Genomic DNA, 24,812 nt, shown 5'->3' on the forward strand with positions numbered 1-24,812 from the left:
ACTTGGATCACTCGATTCGCGCAGAAAGTTCAATACGGCTGCAAAAGCCTCTGTCTGAGTGACAGCACCATTCGCGGGCAGATTTTTGATTTGCCCGAGTGTTTGATTAAGTGCGTTATTCAGCCAAGGGTGTGACCCCGAGTGCAGCAGCTTATTGAGTTGCACCGAGCCGGTCTGTGTTGAAGGTCGTCCATCGAAATTGTATTCTCCGGAGACCGACCAACCCGGCATCCAATCCTGAATGTCCGGACCAAAACGTCGCGCGACTTCCCGTGGCAGAATGTCGTGACCCTGAATACCCTGCGTGCTCACCGTCAAACAACCTTCATTTTAAACATCTTAGGCACAACTAACTTCGCGTCCGCCATGGCTGAGCGCAATTCATCCGAAACGATCCAATTGTATCCAAGAATCTTCTTTTCGACCCAAAGATGCTTGCCTTCAAACTCAGTCTTTCTAAGCGCAAACTCACTGATACCGCTCGTTGGTCCCGTGAGCTGATAATGCTCTGACAGCTTAGATTTATACCAGATTTCTGGATCGCTCTGATCCGGATCAAAACTATCAAGAAACGACTGCACCGCTATGAGGTAGTAAATTCCTGAGTAGGGCTCACCATTCGGCTTGAGCAATTGAACAGGGTTAAACTTGTGGATGCCAGGCTCAAAGCGCTCAATGATCTCTTTGAACTCCGCGCTTACTGCGCGAAGTTGGCCCAACAACTCAGCAACGGACCCGATAGTTTTGTAAACGCGTGTAGTTTTGAATTCCGTCGGCCATTCATGGTCCAGTATTTCGCCTTCATCCGTGCTGAATTTCCTCGCCACATATGCATGATAGCTATTGAAACGGCCATTAAATTTTTGACGGTCCTCATCGGTAAGGACAGTGTTGAAATATGTCTCATTTCGCTCGGTCCAATCGACAAAATCACCGTCGAGAAAGAAGCGGCCAAACGAGGATACTGGGCTATCTAGAAACCAGACCATTGGGGTATCTCCATTATCTAAACTGAGGAAGGGGACACGTTACCGAACGCGATCAAATCAATTGAAGGCACAAGGTTACATTCCCAATTCATTCCCCCAACGGCTGAGCCAGCATTATCCAAGTCAACAACTAGCCATGGTACACTTGTGCTCAAATCAAGCTTGCTACGATCAAAAATATTCATCAAACCATTTCCCACTCAAATTCTCTGCAAATCCGGCCTTGCTGTCTAGAAGCAGGAAGGGAGCGACTGATTTCTCGGTCGCTTTCGGATCGGCATTGACGAGCCCCACAGTTGACCAAGGTCGGCTTTCGAACAACGCCAAGCTAAATTCAAGCAAAAGCCCCATCAGATCTTCTGCTGTTACGATAGGAAGTGGCATATATTCCCGGCTAATCTCGAATATATTCTCATGGAGAGGCGTTTCAGATGAAAGTACTTTTGATACCCGCTCATTGAATTCACGCAATTGCCCGGCTCGTACATCACCGCCCATCTCTTTTTCTACGAGCGCCTTTGCATAGATATGGCCATGATCTCTCATGACTCCAAATTTGATGAGCGTCGATTCATGAGAATAGGTGAAATAGGTATAGCTTATGCGGTCTTCGAATGCGTACCGATCGAGTGCTAATTCTGACCCGCGTTCCGTGTTACGGATGGTCTTTGTGTCTTTGTCATATTCGATCATGCCAAACCGCTTTAGCTGAAAAAAAAATTGAGGGGGGTTTGTCAGATGTCAGTTCGGCAGCGGCGCGCTACGCCCACCCATCTTCTCCAACGACTCCTTATCCGCCAAACGGGCGATCATGGGATGCAGACGCAGATCGCCTTCCTTCACCACCTGTTTGAAGTTCGCAATCACCCGCGCCGTCGTCTTTTGATCTGGCGCGATCACATCCAGCAGCCAGTTGTTGTCCCCAGAAATCCAGTCTTCGGCCTTCAGCCGGATCGGAAATACGCCCGCCTTGATCTGTTCGCGGATTTTTGCGTCGACCTCATCCGAAACGCTCGCCCAAATGGCAAGTCCGGCGATGTCCGAGGCAACTTCGGTCGTCTCAGACGGGTATGCGATGGCCACACGGTCCCGAATCAATGGCTCTAGAACCAGATGCTGAAGGTCGGCAATGGACTGGTGACGGTAACGCGGCAGCGCCATCATTGACATGACGACTTTGCCAAATCCTTCCCGCACCTGTGCGCGCAAAGTGGTTAGTTTCTTGACCAACTCGGGGTCGACCTGGTCCGCAGACCCGTTGGGATTCGGGGTCGAGGCCGCATCAGATTTGGTCATATTCATAACTCATTAACGTTTCCATGAGCGAAGTTTTGCCGATAAACTTAAGGTAGAACAAGGGGGCATTCCCGTAAGGGATGTTTTTTCTTGAACTACGGCCCTTGTACTCGGTCGCAAGGCGTAACTGGGACAGCCAAGATCGTTCCGCATCGCGCTCATCGAAACTGCCCACTTTAGCGACGGTCAGGTTTCTTCGTCGGATTGCCGGCACCCAAATGCCAAGGGGTTTCTCAAGCCAGTGCTGAGTGTTTCCGGCGTGAATTTTTTTTGGAAGGTTTGGACCGCTGCACCATGCTAACGGCTGCCTTGAGCCACTCATCGATACCTTGAAGCCATGATGGCGCGGACTTTTCTAATAGTCTTGCGAGCAGCTTTGGCTGCTGCAATCGGCATGACGACCGCATCCCCGGGACGATCTGCGCAGAGGTTTATGGCGTTTCCGGAGGGGCCCTGCTCTCGCGGATCATGGGTCGTTTTAATCTATCGCCAGGCATGCCAGAGGCTTCGTCACCACTTTGTTGCGCGCGGTACAGTGTTGTTTTTGACAGGGCCAGACGGGCGATCTGCGACGCTGGACAGGGTTGATCGTCTCCGAGTTGGCAACATCCGCCGGTTGCAATGACCATTTGACCAAAAACCGACGACCACGGCGATGTTGCATTTGGGTGGGGCATGCACTCCTTACGGATCAGCTATACGACACATTTCAGCATGGATAGGTTACGGCGGTTGCGCCCTCCCGCAACAAACCTAGACAGCGCCTTGCTGCGAAAACAGTGAGGCGCGGCTTGTCTCAGGCACTCCGTACAGCGTCCGCTAAAGTGACTGTTCCAACGCAAGGCTCAACTTGTCGACCAGCTCACCGATCTGATCGTCCGAGATGATGAAAGGCGGGGCGAGCAGGATGTGATCGCCATGCCGCCCGTCGCGCGTGCCGGGCATCGGATAGCAGATCAGCCCGTTCTCGAAGGCGGCGGATTTGATCTTGCCCGCAAGCCCGTGGTCGGGATCAAAGGGTGTCTTGGTCTCGCGATCCGTCACCAATTCGATCCCCTGAAACAGTCCCCGCCCCCGGATATCGCCAACATGAGGGTGTTGGCCGAACGCGTCGCGCAAGGCCGCCGACAACTTGTCGCCTTGCGCTGCAGACCGTGCGGAAAGGTCCTGATCAAGCAATTTGCGCACAACCGCCAGCCCGGCCGCCGCAGCCACGGGATGCCCTAGATAAGTGTGGCCGTGCTGGAAAAATCCGCTGCCCTCTTTGATCGCATCATAGATCGTGTCGGTGCACAGCATTGCGCCGATGGGCTGGTATCCAGCCCCCAACCCCTTGGCGATACACAGGATATCCGGCGCAATCCTGTCCGCCTCGCAAGCAAACAGATGCCCGGTCCGCCCCATCCCGCACATCACCTCGTCAAGGATCAGAAGCACGCCGTATTTGTCGCAGATCTCACGGATGCGTTTGAAATAGCCCGCCACACCCGGCACGGCACCAAGGGTCGCGCCCACAACGGGTTCCGCCATAAAGCCCATGACCGTTTCGGGCCCGAGGCGCAGGATTTCATCCTCCAACTCTTGCGCCGCCCGCTCGCCGTATTCCGCCGCACTCTCGTCGTCAGCGCGCAGCACGTATTCATAGCAAGGCGCGATATGGCTGACCTCGATCAGCAGCGGCGCGAACTGACGCTTGCGCAACGCATTGCCGCCTGCTGCCAGCGCGCCGAGTGTGTTGCCATGATAGCTCTGTTTGCGCGCGATCAGGTGGCGTCGATCCGGCTGTCCAATCTCGACAAAATACTGGCGGGCGAGCTTGATCGCCGACTCGGCGGCTTCGGACCCGCCAGAGACAAAATAGACGCGATCGAGCTGGCCCGGCGCGTGTTCGATCAACAGATCCGCCAGCGTCTCAGCCGGTTCGGACGTCAGGAACCCGGTATGGGCAAAGGCGAGGTCGGCCACCTGCTTTTGCACCGCCGCAATCACGTCCGCATCCCCGTGCCCGAGGCACGAGACCGCCGCGCCGCCCGACCCATCGAGGTATTCCTTACCCGTGCTGTCATAGAGGTAACAGCCCTTACCCCGCACAGCGACGGGTGGGGCTTTGCGGCAATGGCGGGGAAAGACGTGGGACATCAGGGTTCTCCATCTTTGACTGGCGAGAGCAAGCTGTTCATGGCCGCATCCGCGCGCCGCTTGGGTCAAAGGCGGGGCCGACCAGCATACGCCCGGGGGCTTTGACGCCCGCGATATCGACCTCGATGGCGGCCCCATCCCGCGCGTTGCTCACATGGGCGAGCGCGATGGGGGCACCGACGCGAAAGCCGTAGGCAGCGGATGTGGTCTGACCGATGATTTTGCCATCAAGGTAGATCGGTTCGTGGCCAATCGGGTTTGCAGCGTCATCATTCAGCAGGATCGTGACCATCGACAACGCGCCTGTTTCGGTTTGCTTGGCCAACGCCTCCGCCCCGATGAACCCGCGCGATTTGCGCGCCATGCCCGCCATCCCTACGGCCACGGGGCTGGTGTCGCAGTCAAGCTCGTGACCCATGGCCGCGAACGCCTTTTCGATGCGCATGGAGGTCTGCGCGAACAGGCCCGCAGGGGTCGCGCCTGCCTTCGTGAACGCGGTGTAGATGGCGGTGGCATTCTCGGCCTTGCAAGTGATTTCCCACCCCGCCTCGCCAACATAGGACATGCGGACCGCGCGTACATGCTTGCCGGCGATATGGGCGAGGCCGACGTCGAAATAGCCCAGATCGTTTAGCTCTGGTGCGCCGGTTTCGGACACGATCCGCGCCGCATCCGGCCCCATCAACCCCAACACAGCGTAGTCTTCGGTGCTGTCGGCCAAGGTAGCGTCAAAGCCTTCGCTGTGCCGGCGCAACCAAGCCAGATCGCGTTTGATCGCGTTGGTGCCAACGAACAGGCGATAGTGAACGTCCGCGATCCGATGTGCGGTGAGGTCGCTTTCATAGGTGCCCCGCGCGTTCAACATCGCAGTATAGATTGCGCGGCCCGCGGGCAGATCCATGTCGCGCATGCAGACGTGTTGCAGGAATGCGCAGGCGTCCGGGCCGGTCACCTCGATCTTGCCGAAAGGCGAGGCATCAAAGATCGCGGCCGCCTCATGGGCGGCCTTCACCTCGGCGCGCACGTTCTCGAACCAATCGGGCCGCTCGAATGTCAGCATCGGCTCAGCCGTCTTGCCGAAATACAAGGGTCGCTCCCAGCCAAAGACCTGACCCATATGCGCCCCCGCCGCGCGGTACTCGGCATCGAGCGGCAGCAGGCGCAGGTCGCGCGCTGTCTTCAATTGCCGCCCCGGATAGGCGATCTCGTAGTGGGTGCCGAGGATTTCGGGCGCGCGCGCCATCAGGTGGTCGACACTGTTGAACACCGGCGCAAAGCGTTTCGCATCCGCCTCGCCCAGATCATAGGCCGTGTGGCCATGGACGATGCAATGGGCAAGGTTCATGCCCGCCCCGCCCCCCGACGCCATGCCCACTGAGTTCATCCCACAACCCAAAAACAACCCCCGCGTCTCAGCCGTCTCACCCAGCATGAACATGCCATCGGGCGTGAAACTTTCCGGGCCGTTGAGCAGCGTCTTGACCTCTGCCGTTTCGAGGGCAGGCAGGCGGTTGAGCGCGTTCAGCATCATCGGCTCGAAATGGTCCCAATCTTCTGGCAGCAGGCCGAACTCGAAACTCCCGTCCAGCACGCCGGGGGCAATCGGTTTGCCCATCGGCTCGAAACATCCCACCAGCAACCCGCCGCTGTCATCGCGGATGTAAAGGTGATTGTCGTGATCGCTGAGGGTGGGCATGTTGCCGGTGATCCCGTCGATGGGCTTGGTCAGCAGATAGAAATGCTCGCAGGCAAGCGCAGGCACATCCGCCCCCGCAGTCGCGCCGACCTCCCGCGACCAGAGGCCCGCGCACAGCGCGACGGCATCGCATTTTACGGTCCCTTGCGTCGTCTCGACCCCGGTGATCCGCCCAGCTTGGGTGAGGATGCCGGTGACGCCCGTACCCTCGAAAATCCGGGCCCCGCGCGATTTCGCACTTTTGACAAGTGCCGCACAGACATCCGACGGGGACACGCGCCCATCTTCGGGCGACCACACCGCGCCGATTACATCATCCGCGTTCATCAGCGGCCAGCGTTCCTTGGCCTCGCCCGCGCTGATCCACGTCGCGTCGATGCCGAAAGCATGGGCCAGCGCCTCTTGGCGACGCACATGCACCGCACGGTTTGGCGTGGTCGCGATGGACAGTGACCCTTTTTGTATCCAACCGACATTCTGCCCCGTCTCGGCCTCGAGCCGCGCATAGAGGTCGACGGAATACTGAATCATCCGCGTCAGATTGCGGGAGTGACGCAAGGCGCGCACCTGTGCTGCCGAATGCCAGGTCGTGCCCGATGTCAGCTTGTTCCGGTCCAGCAGAATCGCGTCCGTCACGCCCATTTCGGCAAGGTGATAGAGCGTCGAGCACCCCATGATCCCGCCACCGATGACAACAACCGAAGCGTGGGCAGGCAAGACAGAATCGGCCATTGGAATGTCCCGGCAAAGTGAAAAAGAAAAAGCTTTGACCCGAGCTTGGCACGCGAGAGGCCGTTTAGACAGCCTGTTTCAATGGACGTGATCAAACAGAGAGCGACCCATAGCGCGCAAGCCCCTGCGGCGCACATATGCGGGTCTGAGGTGCCGAAAAATGAGACTGCCCGCCGAGATTCACGTTGACCCGTTGCAAAAAAACCGCGTCTCATGGCGTAGACACAATAACTTTATCAGGGAGAAATACATGTTTGTACGAAACATTCTGGCAGGCGCGGCGGTCGCTGCGACCATGGGTCTGGGGGGTGCGGCCAGCGCGCAGCAGACCTTTATCACCATCGGCACAGGCGGCGTGACGGGCGTCTACTATCCCACGGGCGGCGCGATTTGCCGGCTGGTCAACAAGGACCGCAAAGAGCACGGCGTGCGCTGTTCGGTCGAATCCACAGGCGGGTCCGTGTATAACACCCGCACCATCCGCGAAGGCGAGTTGGACTTTGGCGTCGTCCAGTCCGACGTGCAATCGGCAGCCATGGAAGGCGTGCGCGCCTTTGACGGCGATGAGCCTTATGGCGATCTGCGCGCGGTCTTCTCAGTTCACTCCGAACCGATGCACGTGATGGTGCGCGCCGATGCGGGCATCGACAGCGTCGCCGACATGAAGGGCAAACGCGTCAATATCGGCAACCCCGGATCCGGCACGCGCGTGCTGGCGGATGTGCTGATGGAAGCGGCGGGTGTGACGCCTGCCGACTTCGCACTGGCGGCGGAACTGAAATCCTCCGAGCAGGCTTCGGCGCTGTGCGACGGCAAGATCGACGCGGCCATCTGGGCGGCGGGCCTGCCAAATGGTGCCACGATGGAAGCGACCTCGACCTGCGACATCAAACTGCTCGACTTGACGACATCCGGCACGGACAAGGTGCTTGAATCGAACCCGGCCTACGCTGCAGCTACCATTCCAGCCGGTCTTTATCCCGGCAATGATGCAGATGTTGCATCCTGGGGGCCCAAGGCGACGTTCGTGGCAGACGCCAACACGTCCGAAGAGGTGGTTTATGTCCTCGTCAAAGCGATCTTTGAGAACTTCGAGGACTTCAAGAAACTGCACCCCGCCTTCGGCACCCTGACCGAAGAGGGCATGATCAAGGACGGCCTGTCCGCACCCCTGCATGCCGGTGCGGTGAAATACTACACCGAGCGTGGATGGATGTAAGTCCACACCGATCATTTGACCATTGCTCCGGCCTGTCTGCGATGGGCCGGGGCACCAAAATAAAAACCCGGGGGATGGCATGACGGATGCGGCAACCAACAAGGGCGACACCGCTCTGGACGATATCCTCGCGGATGCAGACACAGGCGGGCGCGCGCCCACAGGGGGCATCGATCGCGCCGCCCTTTGGTATCTGCCGCTGGTCTGGGCCATCTACCAACTCTGGATCGCTTCCCCCCTGCCCTTCATGCTGGGCATCGGCGTGTGGAACGACACCCAGACGCGTGCGATCCACCTCGGCTTTGCCGTATTGCTGGCCTTTCTCGCCTTTCCGGGGCTAAAATCCAGCCCGCGCACCTACATCCCCAAAATCACGTGGGTCGTTGCCATTATTGCGGCCATCGCCGCCTCCTACCTCTGGTGGGATTATCGCGGCGTCGCCCAACGCACCGGCAACCCCAGTACCACCGACATCGTGATCGCAGGCATCGGTATCGTGCTGTTGCTCGAAGCCGCGCGCCGCTCGCTCGGCTTCCCGCTCATGGGGGTGGCGCTGTTTTTCCTCGCCTATGTGTTCTTTGGATCATGGTCCGGCCTGCCCGAAGTGGTGCAGTGGAAAGGGGCCTCGTTCAACAAGGCGATGAGCCATATGTGGCTGACAACCGAAGGGGTGTTCGGCGTCGCCCTCGGGGTCTCGTCGGGGTTCGTGTTCCTGTTCGTGCTGTTCGGCTCCTTGCTCAATCAGGCAGGCGCGGGCAACTATTTCCTGAAACTCGCCTTCGCAGCCCTTGGCCATCTGCGCGGTGGACCGGCCAAGGCCGCCGTCATCGCGTCCGCCGCGACAGGCCTCATTTCCGGGTCGTCCATCGCCAATGTGGTAACCACCGGCACCTTCACCATCCCGCTGATGAAAAAGGTCGGTTTTCCGGCCACCAAGGCGGGCGCGGTCGAGGTGTCGTCATCGATCAACGGTGTTTTGACCCCACCTGTCATGGGGGCGGTTGCCTTCCTCATGACCGAATATGTCGGCATTTCCTATGTCGAAGTGGTCAAGACGGCCATCGTGCCAGCAGCAATTTCCTATGTCGCGCTGGTCTATATCGTACACCTCGAAGCGCTCAAGATGGGCATGACCGGCACCAGCCGCATGCACCCGGTCAAGTTCATGCTCGGTGCGATCTTCATCATCGCGATCTCGATCGTGATCGCAGGCGGCACTCTGTTCGCTACGGGTCTGATCGTTGACATGCTTGGGTCGATCTTTGGGGCCGCTTCGCTCTATGTGATCCTCGCCATCATGCTGGTCGCCTACATTGCCGCCGTGCGCTTTGCAGCCCAAGGACCGGACCTCGACATGAGCCTTGAGTCAATGGAGAGCCTGCCGCCAACCAAGGAGATCTTCAAAACCGGCATCCACTATCTGATGCCGATCCTGCTACTGATGTACCTGCTGATGATCGAACGCAAATCGCCAGGGCTGTCGGCCTTCTGGTCCACGATCTTCATGCTGTTCATCCTGCTGACGCAAAACCCGCTCAAGGCGTTTTTCCGCAATCAGGGCAACGTCATGGGGCAGGTCCGTGCGGGACTGTCCGACATCGCCGAAGGCATGATCGCAGGCGCGCGCAATATGATCGGGCTGGCCGCAGCCATGGGCGTGGCGGGCATCATCGTGGGCGCCGTGACGCTGACCGGGATCGGGCAGGTGATGGCCGAGTTCGTCGAATTCCTGTCGGGCGGCAACCTGCTGGCGATGCTGTTCTTTGTCGCCGTCATCTCGATCATCCTCGGCATGGGCCTGCCGACGACCGCCAACTACATCGTCGTCTCGTCGCTGATGGCAGGGGTTGTCGTCGAATTGGGCGCCCAGAACGGCCTGATCGTGCCGCTGGTCGCGGTGCACATGTTCGTCTTCTATTTCGGGATCATGGCGGATGTGACGCCACCCGTCGGGCTGGCCAGTTTCGCGGCGGCGGCGATTTCCAAGGGCGATCCGCTCAAGACCGGGTTTCAGGCGTTCTTCTACTCCATCCGCACGGCCCTTTTGCCCTTCCTGTTTATCTTCAACACTGACCTGTTGTTGATTGACGTCGGGCCGGTGCAGGCGGTGTTCGTCTTTGTCGTGGCGCTGATCGCCATGCTGCTCTTTGCGGCCGGCACCATGAACTACTTCATGGTCAAATCGCGAGTGTGGGAGAGTGCCGCACTTCTGCTCGCGGCCTTCATCCTGTTCCAGCCGGGCTATTTCCTGAACCAGTTGCAGGATGAGTTCGAAACCCGGCCCGGGTCCGATCTGTTCATCATGGCTGAAAACGCAGAGGCGGACGCCTCGCTGCGGGTGCGCCTGTCGGGCGAAAACCTGAACGGCGAGATGGTCGATGCACGTTACTTGCTGCCTGTGGGTACACCGGGGGCAGATGGTCAAACCCGCCTGCTGGACGGGGCCGGCATCGAATTCCGGGATGAGGATGGGCGCATCTTTGTGGACAACCTGAACTTTGGCGGACCGGCAGAGCAATTGGGCATCGACTTTGACTGGGAAGTGGTCGAGCTGGAGGTGGAGGCCGACCGCCCCCCCAAAGAGCTGTTCTATATCCCCGCACTGCTGATCTTGCTGGTCGTGTGGCTGCTGCAGATGCGCCGCAAACGGGTGCAGGACCGCACCGAAGAGGTGATGGCATGACCGATCATATCCTCTGCTCCGTCGATCTGACCCATATGGACAATGCCCGCCACCTGCTGGTCGAGGCGGACAAGCTGGCCACGTTCTACGAGGCGACGCTGAGTGTCGTGACCGTCCTGCCAGATTACAACTCGTCCTGGGTCGGCAGCTTTTTCAAGGACGGCACGTTGAAAGAGGCCGCCGCCGCTGCGGACAAAGCGTTGCATGCCTTGGTGCGGGAGACACTGCCCGAACGCCCGAAGGTGCAGCACATCGTCAGGATCGGCGTGGTCTATGAACAGGTACTCGAGGCGATAAGCGACAGTGAGGCTGATCTCGTGATCGTTGGCGCACACAAGCCCGATATGGTTGACAAGGTGCTGGGACCGAACGCGGCGCGGATTGCCCGGCTTGCCCCGATCTCGACGCTTGTGATGCGGCTGTAGAGACCTAAAGGAAATCGTCCCGGCGCGGGGTAAAGCAATCGACCAGCGTGCCCGGCGCGAGGCAGACGCAGCCATGGGTTATCTCGGACGGAACAACGAAACTGTCCCCCGGCCCCACCTCCAGTTCCCGATCCCCAAGCGTGAAACGGAAGCGCCCGCTTTCGACATAGGTGGATTGCACGTGGGGGTGGTTGTGCAACGCACCCTCCGCCCCCTCTTTGGCAAAGCGAAAGGCGACGACCATCAGATCGGGGTGGTCAGATAGCACCTGACGGGAAACGTTCTCGCCCGTGGGAACGACGGGAAAATCGGTCATAAAGAGGCCCTTTCAGAGCGGTCAGGAAAACAGCGTGCCGCCATTGATGTCGATATTGGCACCCGTCACAAAGGCAGAATCGGCGCACGCCAGAAACAGAATCAGGTTCGCGGTATCCTCGGTTGTGCCCTGACGTTTCAGCGGTGCTGCCGCCTCGTATCCGCGCCGACCCGCATCGGGCGTGTGAATGTTGTGGAAATCGGTGTCAATCATGCCCGGACACAGCGCGTTGACGCGGATCTTTGGCCCCACCTCCTTGGCAAGCGCGCGGGTCATGGTCATCACGGCCCCTTTCGAGGTGGCATATGCCACCGCACCCGGCCCTCCGCCGTCCCGCGCCGCCTGACTGGCCAGATTGACGATGGCCCCGTCGTCCATGTGGGCAAGGCAGGCCTTGGTCATCAGAAACAGGCTGGTGAGGTTCAGATCCATTACCGTGGTCCAGTGCGACAACGGCATCTCGGCAATGGTTTTGCGCGCGACAAGGCCACCTGCATTGTTGATCAGTACGTTGATTCCGCCAAACTCGGCCACGGTTTTGGCAACCAGCGCGTCGACATCCGCGGGCTTGGTCAGGTCACCCTTGAGGGCGAAGGCGCGGCCACCGGCCTTGGTGATATCGGCCACCGCAGCGTCAGCACCCGCGCTGCTGGAAAAGTAGTTGATCGCCACATTGGCCCCTTCACCGGCCAGCTTCAAAGCCGCCGCAAGGCCGATATCGCGTCCTCCGCCTGTGACAATCGCGGTTTGACCTGCAAGTTTCATGTGGCACCCGTTTCTGCTGAACCTCTACTGGTATACTAGTCTTTTAACTGGTAGACCAGTCCCATCCGTTACCGAAGACAGACTGGTTTTGTTCCGACCGGAGTTTCGATAGGACGGTGCCGATCAAGCGCACGATGGAGACGACACAATGGGGCATGCAACACAACTTGGCGAGCGGCGCACGAGTGTCGATGATATCTTTGACCATCTGCATCAAGAGATCCTGAGCCTGCGGTTGCGTCCCGGCGACAAGATTTCAGAGGCGGACATTGCCGCGCAGTTCGGAGTGTCACGCCAGCCGGTGCGCGACGCCTTCAGCCGGTTGGTGACCCTTGATCTACTATTGATCCGCCCGCAGCGCGCCACCGAAGTGAAACGGTTTTCATCGCGCGAAATCGCCAAATCCCGTTTTGTGCGAGCCGCCATCGAACGCGACGTGCTGCGCCGCGCCGCCGCGGAATGCGACGCCGTGGGGGCCGCCGAACTTGATGCCGAACTTGCCGCGCAGGACCGCGCCATTCGCGGCAGTGACGTGGATACGTTCGGTGCGCTCGACTACGCCTTTCACAAGACGCTGTGCAAAATCGCCAAGGTCGATTTCGCCTTTGACGTGATCATGGTCGAAAAATCGAAGGTGGATCGGTTGTGCATCCTGAGCCTGTCGAAAGGGGATCGGATGCCCGAGCTTGTGGCCGATCATCGTGAGATAGCGGAGGCCGTCAAGAACCATGACGCCGAGCGCGCCATTGCCTGCGGCATGCGCCACCTGTCCCGGCTGGACGATACGATCAAACAAATCTCGATCACCAACGCCAACTATTTTGAAACCGAAACAGCGCCCATCCGCTCGTGATGCCATCGCCACCCGAAAGGACCGCAAATGACCCATCCCAGACCAAATGTCGGCGGCCCTATCGGCGAGATGCAATTCAGCGACACAAACGGCGCGACCGTCATGGTCGGGCGGCCCAAAGACCGCTGGACCATGCTGTTTGTCTATCGTGGGCGGCATTGCCCCCGTTGCAAACGGTTCCTCAGCAAGCTGAACGATGCGTTGCCCGCCTGGACGGCCAAGATGGACGTCGTTGTCGTCTCCGCCGATACGATGGAAAAGGCCCGGGCCGACAAGGTCGAGTTTGGCTGGGATTTCGATCTGTGCTGGGGATTGAGCGAGACGCAGATGCGCGCGCTCGGTCTTTATGTCTCGGACCCGCTGTCAGAGGCAGAGACCGATGCGCGCTTTGCTGAGCCGGGGGCCTTCGGGATCACACCCGAGGGCATATTGATGCTCGTCGACCTCTCCAACGGCCCTGCCGCGCGCCCCGATTTGCCGGAGCTGCTGGACGGCATGACCTTCAACATCGACAACAACCGCCCCGTCCGTGGCACCGCCTAGGTCGGGGGCCTTTGCGCATTCACAGTTGACAAATCTGGTATACTAGTCTTCCTTGAATTTGAATAAATGGGACACCCTCTGCGAGGGACGCGTGCCAAAGACACCCAGAACAGGGTGCGGCGCAGTCCGGTGGGGTCGCCAGCGTTCAAAACAATAGGGAGGACACCATGTTCAACAAAATCACCAAATCACTGGTCGGGGCCGTCGCGCTGACCGTCATCAGCGGCGTCGCAAGTGCCGACAACTGGCGCGGCTGGAACATTCACGTCGAAGGCTATCCCAACACCATTGCAATGGATCGCTTTGCCGAATTGCTGTCCGAAAAGACCGACGGCGAAATCACCTTGCAGATGTTCCACGGCGGCACGCTTGGCAGTCAGCCTGATGCGGTCGAACAGGTTCGCCTCGGTGGGCTTGAGGTCGGCAACTTCAATCTTGGCCCGATTGGCCCTATCGCGGCATCGGCCAACGTGGTCTCGCTGCCCTTCGTATTTAAGGACGTGCCGCACATGTTCCGCGTGCTCGACAGCGAAGGCGGACAGGCCATCGCCGAAGGCATGGCCGAAAAGGGGCTGCTGCCGCTGGCCTGGTACGACGCGGGCGCGCGGTCATTCTACAACGGGGGAAAGCCGATCAATACGCCCGCAGACGTGGTGGGCATGAAGGTGCGCGTGATGAACAATGACCTGTTCACCGGCATGATCGCGGAACTGGGCGGCAACCCGTCGCCCATGGCCTTTGCCGAGGTCTATCAGGCCCTCAAGACAGGCGTCGTGGACGGGGCTGAAAACAACTGGCCGTCCTACGAATCCACCGGCCACTACGAGGTTGCGGGATACTATTCCCTGTCTCAACACCTGATCATCCCCGAGTGCATCTGCATCAACACCGACGTCTACAACGCGCTCTCGCCCGAGATGCAGGCCGCCGTGACCGAGGCAGCAAAGGAATCCGCGCTCATGCAGCGCGACTTGTGGGCAGAACGTGAGGCTGTCAGCCGCACAGCGGTCGAAGATGCAGGCGTTGTCGTGAACGAAATCGCAGACAAGGCCCCGTTTCAGGAGGCGATGGCCCCCGTCTATGAGGCGTATTTCGAAACCAACCCCGATCTGCGTCCGCTGGTCGAGTTGATCCAAGCCACCGAATAAGGCGATCTGCCCTAAACCAAAGGCGCCCGGGTTCCGCACATCAGGATCCGGGCACTTTGTGTGCCGGAAAGCGAGCTATGACTAACAGCCCCGATATTCCCCCCGCACTGCGCCGCATGGACGCGACCCTTGATGGGATTGCGCTGCTGTGCCGTGTGCTCACGGGGATCGCGCTGGTCGTTTTGACGGTTATTTTCGGCTGGCTCGTCTTTGGGCGCTACGTGCTCAATGCGACGCCCACATGGGTCGAACAAGTGGCCTTGCTGCTGGTGATGCTGATCGCCTTTCTGGGGGCAGCGGTGGGCGTGCACGAGAATACACATCTCTCTGTCTCAGTGCTCCGCACGGCGGTGCCTGCACGGGTGCGCACCGTATTACTGGTGATCAGCGACCTGCTCATGGCAGGCTTTGGCGCGCTGATGCTGTGGTTCGGCGCACAACTGACCGTATTCAAATGGGGCTCTCTGATCCCGCTGATCCAATGGCCCGAGGGGCTGCGTTCGCTGCCTTTGACCATCGGCGGCGGGCTGATCCTTTTATTTTCCGCCGGCCATCTCATCCGCCTTTATCTCTGCGTAGATGAACGCCGCGACAGTATAGAATAGGCGCGCTGTATGGGGATCATGGTTCTGTTGGGCGCGTTCGCCTTTTGCGTGGTGATCGGCACGCCCGTCGCTTTCGCGCTTGGAATTTCGGCCATCGCCGCCTTCTGGTACGAAGGGCTACCCCTGATGATCGGCTTTCAGCGGATCGTGAGCGGGATCAACGTCTTTGCGCTCATGGCGATCCCGTTCTTTATCTTTGCGGGCGAGTTGATGTTTCACGGCGGCATCGCGATGCGGCTGGTCCGGTTCGCCTCGGCTGCGGTGGGGGCTGTGCGCGGGGGCCTCGGCATCGTGAACGTGTTTTCGTCCATGCTGTTCGGGGGCATCTCGGGCTCGGCGATCGCGGACATCTCTGCGCTCGGGTCGATCCTTGTGCCGGTGATGAAGGAAAAAGGGTACGACGCGGACTACGCGGTGAACGTGACCGTTACGTCCTCGATTGCGGGGATCATCATCCCGCCCAGCCACAACATGATTATCTTCGCCATCGCCGCAGGGGGCGGCATCTCGATCTCCAAACTGTTCTTGGCAGGCGTCGTGCCGGGTATACTCATGTGCCTGTGCCTTGCGCTGGCGGCCTATCTGGTTGCGGTGAAACGCGGCTATCAGGCAGAGCCTTTCCCGGGGTGGACCGCCCTGCTGCTGGCATTCTTTGGCGCGATCCCGGGGCTGCTGACGGCGGTGATCATCGTGGGCGGCGTGCTGTCGGGCGTGTTCACCGTCACGGAGTCCGGTGCCTTCGGGGCGATCTATGCCTTTGTCGTGACGCTGGTGGTCTACCGCTCGATCACCATCGCCAAGTTCCGTCTTGCCGTGACCCAGGCGGTGAAAACCACAGCGATGGTGATGATCCTGATCGCCTGTGCGGGCGCGTTCGCCTACATGCTCACCTTCTATCGGGTACCCGCCAGAACAGTCGATCTGCTGACCGGGCTGACGGACAATCCAATCCTGGTCCTGTTGCTGATCAATCTGGTGCTGCTGATCCTCGGCATGATCATGGATATGGCGGCGCTGATCCTGATCTGCACACCGATCTTTCTGCCGGTCGCCCACAGTCTCGGCATCGATCCCCTGCAATTCGGGATGATCCTGCTGGTCAATCTCGGTCTTGGGCTGTGCACGCCCCCTGTCGGGTCGTGCCTGTTTGTCGGCTGCGCGGTGGGCAAGCTGCCGATGGAAAAGGCGGTGCGCACAATCTGGCCGTTCTACATCGCGATCCTGATCGCGCTGATGCTGATTACATTCGTGCCTGCGATTTCCCTGACGCTGCCGCGCCTCGTTGGGGGCTAACCCGCGCTTGAGGCGTCAACCGGGTGGCACGGCGGTCAACTATGTCTATGATCGAACGCAACTCGCACGCCCAGCCCAAGGAAGTCACCTTGTGACCAACACGCTCTACGACGCCCTGTTTGCGCAACATGCGCAGAACGACGCTCCGTTCCTGACGCTCGATGACGGAGGCACGCTCAGCTACGCCGCGTTTATCGCACGGGTCGCACAGATTGCGCACACGCTGGTTGATGCGGGTGTCCACCCCGGAGATCGCATCGTTGTTCAGGCCCCGAAACTGGCCGACACCATTGCGCTTTACGGGGCGGCGGTGCAGGCGGGCGCTGTCTATTTGCCGCTGAACACCGCCTATACCGAAAGCGAGTTGCGATACTTTGTCGACGACGCAACGCCAAAGCTGGTGATCTGTGATGCAAAGGATCAGGCAGCGTTTGAGGGCCTGTGCGCGCAGACAACCCAAGTCCTGTCCCTTGCGGCAGACGGCAGCGGGTCACTGTCGCGCAACGCCGATGAGAAACCGCAGCAGTTTGAGACGGTTGCAAGGGGCGAGAATGATCTGGCCGCGTTGCTTTACACCTCCGGCACCACTGGCCGCTCCAAAGGCGCGATGCTGTCGCACAAAAACCTGCTATCGAATGCGCAAAGCCTGACGGATCTATGGCAGATCACCAAGACGGATCGGCTGATCCACGCGCTGCCGATCTTTCACACCCACGGGCTGTTTGTCGCGATGAACACGGCCCTGCTGGCGGGCGGGCAGGTGCGGTTTATGGCCAGCTTTGATGCAGGCACCATGATCGATGAACTACCCAAATCAACACTGCTGATGGGGGTGCCCACCTTCTACACCCGCCTGCTGAACGAGGCCCAACTGACCCCGGCTCTGGTCGCCAACATGCGACTGTTTGTGTCAGGGTCTGCCCCGCTCCTGGCCGAAACCCACACGGCCTTCGAGGCCCGGACAGGCCACCGCATCCTCGAACGCTACGGGATGACCGAAACCAACATGATCACCTCGAACCCATATTACGGGGAGCGGGTGGCAGGTACCGTCGGCTACGCCCTGCCCGGCACCGAGGTCGAGATCACCAACAACGGTGTGCCGGTGGCACCCGGTGAGATCGGCATGATCGAAGTGCGCGGCGACAACGTATTTCAGGGCTATTGGAACATGCCCGAAAAAACCGCCGAAGAGTTGCGCGATACCGGGTTTTTCATCACCGGCGACCTGGGCACCAAAACCGAGGATGGTCGGATCACCATTGTCGGCAGGCAAAAGGACCTGATCATCTCGGGCGGATACAACATCTATCCCAAAGAGATCGAGGACGTCATCAACGATGTTCCGGGCGTGGTGGAAAGTGCCGTGTTCGGCGTGCCCCATCCCGATTTCGGCGAAAGCGTTTTGGCGGCGGTTGTGCTGGACGATCGCGCGCTGACAGCTGCGGGGATCGCAGCATCGGTCGAACCGCATCTGGCCCGGTTCAAACATCCACGCCGCTATGTCATCCTGAACGCCTTGCCGCGTAACACGATGGGCAAAGTGCAAAAGAACGTGCTGCGGGCCAACTATTCCGACTGACCCGGCACCAGCCTAGTCGTTGCCAAACAGGTCGCGGGTAAAGACCTTGTCCGACACATCCGCCAATTCCGCACTGTCACGGTTGGTCAATACGAGGTCCGAGGCCGCCTTGAACGCCGCAATATCACGCATTACGGTCGAGCCAAAGAACTGGTCATCCTCCAATGCGGGTTCATAGACGATCACCTCAATGCCCTTTGCCTTCAGCCGCTTCATGATCCCCTGGATCGAGCTTTGGCGGAAGTTGTCGGACCCCGCCTTCATCACCAGACGGTAGACGCCGACGACCTTTGGCGCTTTGGCAATGATGCTGTCGGCGATGAAATCCTTGCGGGTCCGGTTGGCGGCTACAATCGCGTTGATCAGGTTCTGCGGCACGTCCGAATAATTGGCGAGCAACTGTTTGCTGTCTTTGGGCAGGCAGTAGCCGCCATAACCGAACGAGGGGTTGTTGTAGTGGTTGCCAATCCGCGGATCGAGGCAGACGCCGTCAATGATCTGACGGCTGTCCATGCCCAAAGCCAGTGCATAGCTGTCGAGTTCGTTAAAATACGCGACGCGCATGGCAAGGTAAGTGTTGGCAAACAGCTTGATCGCTTCGGCCTCTGAGGCCCCTGTGAACAGTTTGGGCACATCGGAATCAAGCGCCCCCTGCTCAAGCAAATCGGCAAAGCGGCGGGCGCGCGCGCTTTGCTCGCCGATCACGATCCGTGAGGGGTGAAGGTTGTCAAACAGCGCCCGCCCCTCGCGCAGGAATTCCGGGCTGAAGATCAGCTGATCGGTCTCAAGCTCGGCGCTAAGCGTGGTGGTGTAGCCGACAGGGATGGTAGACTTGATCACGATGGTGGCCGACCTGTTCACAGCAATGACGGACCGCACGACCGCTTCGACGTTCGAGGTGTCAAAGAAGTTCGTATCGGGGTCGTAATTCGTTGGGGCCGCAACGATCACAAAATCGGCATCCTTGTAAGCAACCTGCGGATCGGTCGTCGCGCTTAGGTTCAGCTCTTTTTCGCGCAGGTAGTGCTGCAAATCGCTGTCCACGATGGGGCAGCGGCGGTGGTTGACGTCTTCGACCCGGCTGGCATCAATGTCGATCGCCACGACCTCGTTGTGCTGGGCCAGCAGGACCGCGTTCGAGAGGCCTACATATCCGATGCCCGCAACAGCAATTTTTGTGGATGACATAAATGATCGCCTTTTGACCAACAGGGTTAGCGGACTGATATCGACTGCGCTGCGGCGTCACAAACACAAAGCTGCCCCCAGGGTCATTGATGGCGCGACCCCGCCTCATGCCCGAAACGCAACAAACCCTCCGTGAGGAGGGTTTGAGCAGTTTTTCAAGGTTTCTGCGCCGGACGGATCAGCCTTTGCCTTTCCACGGCACCAGCAGCTTTTCAGCATAGCGCATCAACATGTCGATCCCGAAGCCGATGATGCCGATCAGGATGATCCCCATGATCACGATATCGGTGTTCTGGAACTTGGAGGCGACCATGATCATCATGCCCGCGCCCTGTTCGGCGGCCACGAGTTCGGCAGCCACAACCGTGCCCCAACAGACCCCCATCGCCACCCGCGCACCGGTAAAGATTTCCGGCAGCGAGTTCGGCACGATCACATGACGCATGATCTGCGCCTTGGACGCCCCGAGCGAATAGGCGGCGTGGACCTTGGAGATTTTGACCCCACTGACACCCGACCGGGCCGCAATGGCCATGATCCACAAGGCGGCAAGGAACAGCAGGATGATCTTGCCCGTCTCGCCAATGCCCGCCCAGATGATCACCAGCGGGATCAGGGCCAGAGGCGGCACGGGGCGCATGAATTCCACGATGGGGTCAAACCAGCCCCGGAACCAATTGGAAAGCCCCATCGCATAGCCAAGCGGAATGCCCACCAGCGCGCCAAAGAAGAATCCAACGACGACGCGGAAAAGAGAATATCCCAGATGCTCCCACAGGGTAGAGCCACGGAAGCCTTGGCTTGCAATCTCGCCCACGCGTTTGACCACAGCCTCGGGCGAGGGCAGCCAGATCGGCTCCATCTGCCAGCCTTTGTTGGGTTGAATGTTTGGGGTGCCCTTGTCGGTCAAGGTGACAGTGGCCCAGCCCACATCGACGGACCCGCCGGGTTGGACTTTCTCGCCATTGATCTCGATGATCTCGGCCCCGTCGCCGCGCCCGATCTCGTCATTGCGATCCACGCGCAACAGGCCCGAGCGCCACATGCCAATGGCCACCGAGTCGTCCTTGGCCCAGCCATCACCCGGAGCCACGTCTGGCGCATCCGTTGGCACATCGATGGGATGGACCAGAACGGTCACCGTGGCGCTGTCGCGCTCATTTCCGGCCTGAGCCGTGTATTCGAACGTCCCTGTGCCCTCGTAAGGGCCGGGTGCGTGCAAGAACCTCGGCAACAGGGACGAGCCGGTAAACATGCCCCACAACAGGAAAATGGTCAGGATCGAGATAACAGAGGCGGCCCGGTTCGGCGTCACCGCACTTTCATCGCCAAAAGTCACCGTCTTGAGCGAGCCATAGTCGTTGCGAGCAGCCCCGGCGGCAATGGCGCGGACAGCAAAAAAGGCGATCACAAATATCGCGACGTAAATCAGAAAGGGGATCATGTCGCTGCCTCCGTACGGCCCATAATTTCTTCTTCCATGTCCCAGATCATGCCGAGGATTTCCTCACGGCGGACAGCGAATTCTGGGTGCTTCTTGACCTCGCGCAGATCGGCATCGACGCCCATCTCGGCAAAGGGCAGCCGATATTCCTTGTGGATGCGGCCCGGACGGGGGGCCATGACCAGCAGACGCTCCCCGAGCAGCAATGCCTCTTCGACTGAGTGGGTGATCAGGATGATCGTCTTGCCAGTCTCTTTCCACAGCTTCAGCACAAGGCTTTGCATCTTTTCGCGGGTCAGCGCGTCAAGCGCGCCAAGCGGTTCATCCATCAGGATGACATCCGGGTCATTGGCAAGGCAGCGGGCCAAGGCCACACGCTGTTGCATCCCGCCGGACAATTCATAAACGGCCTTTTCCTTGAAGTCCTGAAGGCCGACCACATCGAGCAGGTGATTGACGATCTCGGCCTTGTCGCGCTTGGGCATCCCCTTCATGGAGGGGCCAAAGCCGACGTTTTCACGCACCGACATCCACTCGAACAGCGCACCTTGCTGGAACACCATGCCGCGTTCGGCGTCGGGTCCGTTGATCTCGTGTCCGTTGAGGATCATTCTGCCATCCGTGGGTGCAAGAAAGCCCGCCACGATGTTGAGCAGGGTTGTCTTGCCGCAGCCCGACGGGCCAAGCACGCTCAGCAATTCGCCCGCCTTGAGGTCGAGCGAGACGTTTTGCAATGCCTGCACTGCGCCGCCGCCGGGCAGATCGAAGCGCATCGATAGATTTTGGATCGAAAGTCCGGACATGGGTTCCCACCTGTCGCTTGGCCGAGGCTGGAGCGGCGGAGGGAACCTCCGACTTACGTGCCAGCCTTTGGCGAGGGGCGGGTGGCTTGCCCGCCTGAGGTCTTGTCGTAGAAAGTCGGCCCGCGCGAACCGTGATCCGCGCGGGCCGGTTGTGCCTTACTTGGCGGCTGCGAGAGGTGCGGTGTTGATTGTACCCTCGTAGCTGTCGAGTGCGCCATCGATCGAACCCGATGCCACGAAAACGTCCGCGACACCTTTCATGAAGGACGCCGCCGTGCCACCGAGCCATGCGTCGCTCAGTTGGTCGTCAATGCTTGGGAACTTGAATGTCGCCAGCGTCTCGGCTGTCGCATCTTCGTCCATGCCAGCGTCCTTGGCGATCACTGGCAACATCTTGGCGTGGTTGGATTCATCTGCCCACATCGCGTTGGCTTCGGCTGTGACGGCGAGGAACTGGCTTAGCAGCTCGCCTTCTTCGGCGATGAAGTTCGCAGGCGCAGTGGTGGCATCAAACACCAGAATGCCCAACTCTTCTTTTTCGGCACCGGTCAGCAGGATGTTGCCGGACTCTTTCATGCGACGCAGCGCACCACCCCAGCCACAGGCCATGTCGACCGAACCCTGTGCCAGCGCAGCCGCGCCTTCGGCCGGGGCCATGTCCACGACGTCAAGGCTGGCGACGTCCACACCAAAGTGGTTCATCTGGCTCAGGAAGCCGTAGTGGGCCGCAGTACCCAGTGGAACAGCAACTTTCTTGCCAGCCAGTTCAGCGGCGGACTCTTTGTCGATTTCGAGGCTGGAGGCCACGACGCAGTTGTCGTTTTCCGAGTAGGACACAGCCACATCAACGATCTGGATGTCCTGACCGGCAGAGGCGGCGACAACGAAAGGTGGCACGCCCTGAGACACAGAGATCTGAACGTCGCCCGACGCCATGGCCGCGGACATTGCGGTGCCTGTGTCAAAGCTCACCCAGTTGATCTTGGTGCCGCCCATGGCCTCTTCGTACATGCCGGTTTCTTTGGCGAACTGGAATGGCATCGGCCACTCGAGGAAATAGGCAACGGTGATTTCGCCGCCATGGCCATCAGCGACAGCGCCTTGTGCGCCCGCCAGCATTGCGGTGGCTGCAACGGCACCCATCAGCTTGGTCTTAAAAGTCATCATAGAACTCCCGTGTTTCACGTCACCGCTTGAGCGACGTGTTTTGATTAGATCGGACGGTGATCCGCCTCTGGTCGCACGCGACATATCGCGGCGCTGGCGTGATCCGAGCCGATAATTTACGCAGGATCAACGTTTAATCGGGGGTATGGTCACAAAAACATCATGCTAAATCGAACCTGTGTGTTTCCTGAATTGCCGCCATCACCCTGAAAACAAGGCCATTTGGCCACGGGCGCACGGTTTTGGACGTCAATAGCCCGCCTATCTGGCTTTACTTACGGGCTCAAACTGGCCCTACTGTTGTGACCAGATTCTCAGCGATTGTGCGTCTCAGCGGGCGAGGTGCGCCTTTATTTTATTGGCCACCCCCCATCATCGAAAGGTTTGAACGCCATGGACGGAACATTCACCGAAAACGATATCAGCCGCGTTGTCGAAGCTGACCGCGCCCATGTTTGGCACCATTTGGCCCAGCACCAGCCCTTTTTCACGGGCGCTGATCCGAAAATCATCGTCGAGGGCAAGGGCCTGAAGGTGTGGGACCAGAAGGGGATCGAGCATATCGACGCCGTTTCGGGCGGCGTCTGGACGGTGAACGTCGGCTATGGCCGCGAATCTATGGGCGATGCGGTGCGTGATGCCATCGTAAAGATGAACTTTTTCGGCGGCACTGTTGGCTCGATCCCCGGCGCGCTGTTCGCTGAGAAGCTGCTGACCAAGATGCCCGGTCTTGATCGCATTTACTACGCCAACTCCGGTTCGGAAGCGAACGAGAAAGCCTTCAAGATGGTCCGCCAGATCGCGCATAAGCGCTATGACGGCAAAAAACACAAGATCCTCTACCGCGACCGTGACTATCACGGCACGACCATCGCCTGCCTGAGCGCGGGCGGTCAGGACGAGCGCAATGCGCAATACGGCCCCTTCACCCCCGGTTTCGTGCGCGTGCCCCATTGCCTTGAGTATCGTAAGCACGAGCAGGACGGCGCGCCTGATGAGAACTACGGCGAATGGGCGGCCAACCAGATCGAAGAGGTCATTCTGCGCGAAGGCCCCGACACGGTGGGCGCGCTGTGCCTCGAACCTGTCACAGCAGGCGGTGGCGTGATCGTGCCGCCCGAGGGCTACTGGCCCCGCGTTGCCGAAATCTGCAAAAAATACGACATCCTGCTGCACATCGACGAGGTTGTGTGCGGTGTGGGCCGGACCGGCACGTGGTTCGGCTATCAGCACTATGGCATCCAACCCGACATGGTCACGATGGCCAAAGGCGTCGCCTCGGGCTATGCCGCGATCTCGTGCCTTGCGACCACGAACGAGGTCTTTGACATGTTCAAGGACGACACCTCGGATCACCTGAACTACTTCCGCGATATCTCGACATTCGGGGGCTGCACGGCGGGTCCGGCGGCGGCGCTCGAAAACATGCGCATCATCGAGGACGAGGACCTGCTCGCCAACACCACGGCGATGGGGGACTACATGCTCGAGCAGTTGCGCGCGCTGCAGGACAAGCACGCAGTGATCGGTGATGTGCGCGGCAAGGGGTTGTTCCTTGGGGCCGAGCTCGTCGCCGATCGTGACAGCCGCGATCCTGCGGACGAGAAGAAGGTGCAGGCGGTTGTGGGCCATTGCATGAAGCAGGCGGTCATTATCGGGGCCACGAACCGGTCGCTGCCGGGCAAGAACAACACGCTGTGTTTCTCGCCCGCGTTGATCGCCACCAAGGACGATATCAATCATATCGTCAGTGCAGTGGATGCGGCCCTCACGGATGTGTTCGGCTGATGTCGAGTGTGTGTGGCGGGCGACACGCCCGCCTTACGCGCCTAGGGTCAGGACTCATAGGCAGTAAATGACGAGTGCGGCGAGGGCGATTGCTGACAGGAAGACCTTTGGGCATCTATCGTAACGGGTTGCCACACG

The 24,812-nt window shown here is 59.5% G+C and carries 21 protein-coding genes and 1 pseudogene; 10 read left to right on the top strand and 12 right to left on the bottom strand.

Annotation, left to right across the window (positions count from 1 at the left end; genetic code table 11):
- Positions 1-314: 314 nt before the first annotated feature.
- The 5 genes from Q0908_RS18730 to Q0908_RS18750 all read right to left on the bottom strand — a co-directional run bounded on the left by Q0908_RS18730 (position 315) and on the right by Q0908_RS18750 (position 6,852).
- A complete protein-coding gene (locus Q0908_RS18730) occupies positions 315-989 on the bottom strand; it encodes a DUF1629 domain-containing protein (RefSeq protein WP_299288286.1) in 675 nt (224 codons plus the stop codon).
- 171 nt (positions 990-1,160) lie between these two features.
- Positions 1,161-1,682 carry a hypothetical protein gene (locus tag Q0908_RS18735; protein ID WP_299288289.1) on the bottom strand — a complete coding sequence of 174 codons (522 nt, stop codon included), beginning with the start codon at positions 1,680-1,682 and terminating at the stop codon, positions 1,161-1,163.
- 48 nt (positions 1,683-1,730) lie between these two features.
- On the bottom strand, positions 1,731-2,285 hold the full coding sequence (locus Q0908_RS18740; RefSeq protein ID WP_299288292.1) for a toxin-activating lysine-acyltransferase: 555 nt from the start codon (positions 2,283-2,285) through the stop codon (positions 1,731-1,733).
- A gap of 819 nt (positions 2,286-3,104) precedes the next feature.
- Positions 3,105-4,424, bottom strand: coding sequence for an aspartate aminotransferase family protein (locus Q0908_RS18745; RefSeq protein WP_299288294.1), 1,320 nt, complete (start codon positions 4,422-4,424; stop codon positions 3,105-3,107).
- Between the two features lie 37 nt (positions 4,425-4,461).
- Positions 4,462-6,852, bottom strand: coding sequence for an FAD-dependent oxidoreductase (locus tag Q0908_RS18750; protein WP_299288297.1), 2,391 nt, complete (start codon positions 6,850-6,852; stop codon positions 4,462-4,464).
- A gap of 250 nt (positions 6,853-7,102) precedes the next feature.
- Between Q0908_RS18750 and Q0908_RS18755 the strand changes: the two genes are divergently transcribed.
- The 3 genes from Q0908_RS18755 (at position 7,103) to Q0908_RS18765 (ending at position 11,179) form a co-directional block, all read left to right on the top strand.
- A complete protein-coding gene (locus Q0908_RS18755) occupies positions 7,103-8,071 on the top strand; it encodes a TAXI family TRAP transporter solute-binding subunit (RefSeq protein WP_299288300.1) in 969 nt (322 codons plus the stop codon).
- A gap of 79 nt (positions 8,072-8,150) precedes the next feature.
- Complete coding sequence (locus Q0908_RS18760) at positions 8,151-10,754, top strand: TRAP transporter permease (RefSeq protein ID WP_299288303.1); 2,604 nt, start codon at positions 8,151-8,153, stop codon at positions 10,752-10,754.
- A complete protein-coding gene (locus Q0908_RS18765) occupies positions 10,751-11,179 on the top strand; it encodes a universal stress protein (protein WP_299288306.1) in 429 nt (142 codons plus the stop codon). The genes Q0908_RS18760 and Q0908_RS18765 overlap by 4 nt, the downstream gene beginning before the upstream one ends.
- Positions 11,180-11,183: 4 nt before the next feature.
- On the opposite strand, the gene Q0908_RS18770 is transcribed toward Q0908_RS18765, so the two are convergent.
- Together Q0908_RS18770 and Q0908_RS18775 are read right to left on the bottom strand one after the other, a co-directional pair.
- Complete coding sequence (locus Q0908_RS18770; protein WP_299288309.1) at positions 11,184-11,495, bottom strand: cupin domain-containing protein; 312 nt, start codon at positions 11,493-11,495, stop codon at positions 11,184-11,186.
- 21 nt (positions 11,496-11,516) lie between these two features.
- Positions 11,517-12,260, bottom strand: a complete 744-nt coding sequence (locus tag Q0908_RS18775; RefSeq protein WP_299288312.1) for an SDR family oxidoreductase — start codon at positions 12,258-12,260, stop codon at positions 11,517-11,519.
- A gap of 148 nt (positions 12,261-12,408) precedes the next feature.
- Here Q0908_RS18775 and Q0908_RS18780 point away from each other — a divergent pair, with 148 nt between their 5' ends.
- The 6 genes from Q0908_RS18780 to Q0908_RS18805 all read left to right on the top strand — a co-directional run bounded on the left by Q0908_RS18780 (position 12,409) and on the right by Q0908_RS18805 (position 18,284).
- On the top strand, positions 12,409-13,113 hold the full coding sequence (locus tag Q0908_RS18780; RefSeq protein WP_299288314.1) for a GntR family transcriptional regulator: 705 nt from the start codon (positions 12,409-12,411) through the stop codon (positions 13,111-13,113).
- A 27-nt stretch (positions 13,114-13,140) separates the two neighbouring features.
- Positions 13,141-13,656, top strand: coding sequence for a redoxin domain-containing protein (locus Q0908_RS18785; protein WP_299288317.1), 516 nt, complete (start codon positions 13,141-13,143; stop codon positions 13,654-13,656).
- 167 nt (positions 13,657-13,823) lie between these two features.
- Complete coding sequence (locus Q0908_RS18790) at positions 13,824-14,804, top strand: TRAP transporter substrate-binding protein (RefSeq protein ID WP_299288320.1); 981 nt, start codon at positions 13,824-13,826, stop codon at positions 14,802-14,804.
- 77 nt (positions 14,805-14,881) lie between these two features.
- A complete protein-coding gene (locus Q0908_RS18795; protein WP_299288323.1) occupies positions 14,882-15,409 on the top strand; it encodes a TRAP transporter small permease in 528 nt (175 codons plus the stop codon).
- 9 nt (positions 15,410-15,418) lie between these two features.
- Positions 15,419-16,702 carry a TRAP transporter large permease gene (locus Q0908_RS18800; RefSeq protein ID WP_299288326.1) on the top strand — a complete coding sequence of 428 codons (1,284 nt, stop codon included), beginning with the start codon at positions 15,419-15,421 and terminating at the stop codon, positions 16,700-16,702.
- Positions 16,703-16,793: 91 nt separating this feature from the next.
- Complete coding sequence (locus Q0908_RS18805) at positions 16,794-18,284, top strand: AMP-binding protein (protein ID WP_299288329.1); 1,491 nt, start codon at positions 16,794-16,796, stop codon at positions 18,282-18,284.
- Positions 18,285-18,296: 12 nt separating this feature from the next.
- On the opposite strand, the gene Q0908_RS18810 is transcribed toward Q0908_RS18805, so the two are convergent.
- The 4 genes from Q0908_RS18810 to Q0908_RS18825 form a co-directional block, all read right to left on the bottom strand.
- Positions 18,297-19,472 (bottom strand): nucleotide sugar dehydrogenase, encoded by a 1,176-nt coding sequence (locus tag Q0908_RS18810; protein WP_299288332.1) that lies wholly within the window; start codon positions 19,470-19,472, stop codon positions 18,297-18,299.
- A gap of 178 nt (positions 19,473-19,650) precedes the next feature.
- Positions 19,651-20,916 carry an ABC transporter permease subunit gene (locus Q0908_RS18815; protein ID WP_299288335.1) on the bottom strand — a complete coding sequence of 422 codons (1,266 nt, stop codon included), beginning with the start codon at positions 20,914-20,916 and terminating at the stop codon, positions 19,651-19,653.
- Complete coding sequence (locus tag Q0908_RS18820; protein WP_299288338.1) at positions 20,913-21,719, bottom strand: ABC transporter ATP-binding protein; 807 nt, start codon at positions 21,717-21,719, stop codon at positions 20,913-20,915. The genes Q0908_RS18815 and Q0908_RS18820 overlap by 4 nt, the downstream gene beginning before the upstream one ends.
- A 156-nt stretch (positions 21,720-21,875) precedes the next feature.
- Entirely contained in the window at positions 21,876-22,886 is a 1,011-nt protein-coding gene (locus Q0908_RS18825) for an ABC transporter substrate-binding protein (protein ID WP_299288341.1), read from the bottom strand.
- 393 nt (positions 22,887-23,279) lie between these two features.
- Here Q0908_RS18825 and Q0908_RS18830 point away from each other — a divergent pair, with 393 nt between their 5' ends.
- Positions 23,280-24,674 (top strand): aminotransferase class III-fold pyridoxal phosphate-dependent enzyme, encoded by a 1,395-nt coding sequence (locus Q0908_RS18830; RefSeq protein WP_299288344.1) that lies wholly within the window; start codon positions 23,280-23,282, stop codon positions 24,672-24,674.
- A gap of 54 nt (positions 24,675-24,728) precedes the next feature.
- Here Q0908_RS18830 and Q0908_RS18835 read toward each other — a convergent pair.
- A pseudogene (locus tag Q0908_RS18835) lies at positions 24,729-24,812 on the bottom strand (IS5/IS1182 family transposase); the annotation flags it as partial.

The sequence above is a fragment of the uncultured Tateyamaria sp. genome (assembly GCF_947494755.1).
In the GTDB taxonomy this organism is placed as follows: domain Bacteria; phylum Pseudomonadota; class Alphaproteobacteria; order Rhodobacterales; family Rhodobacteraceae; genus Tateyamaria.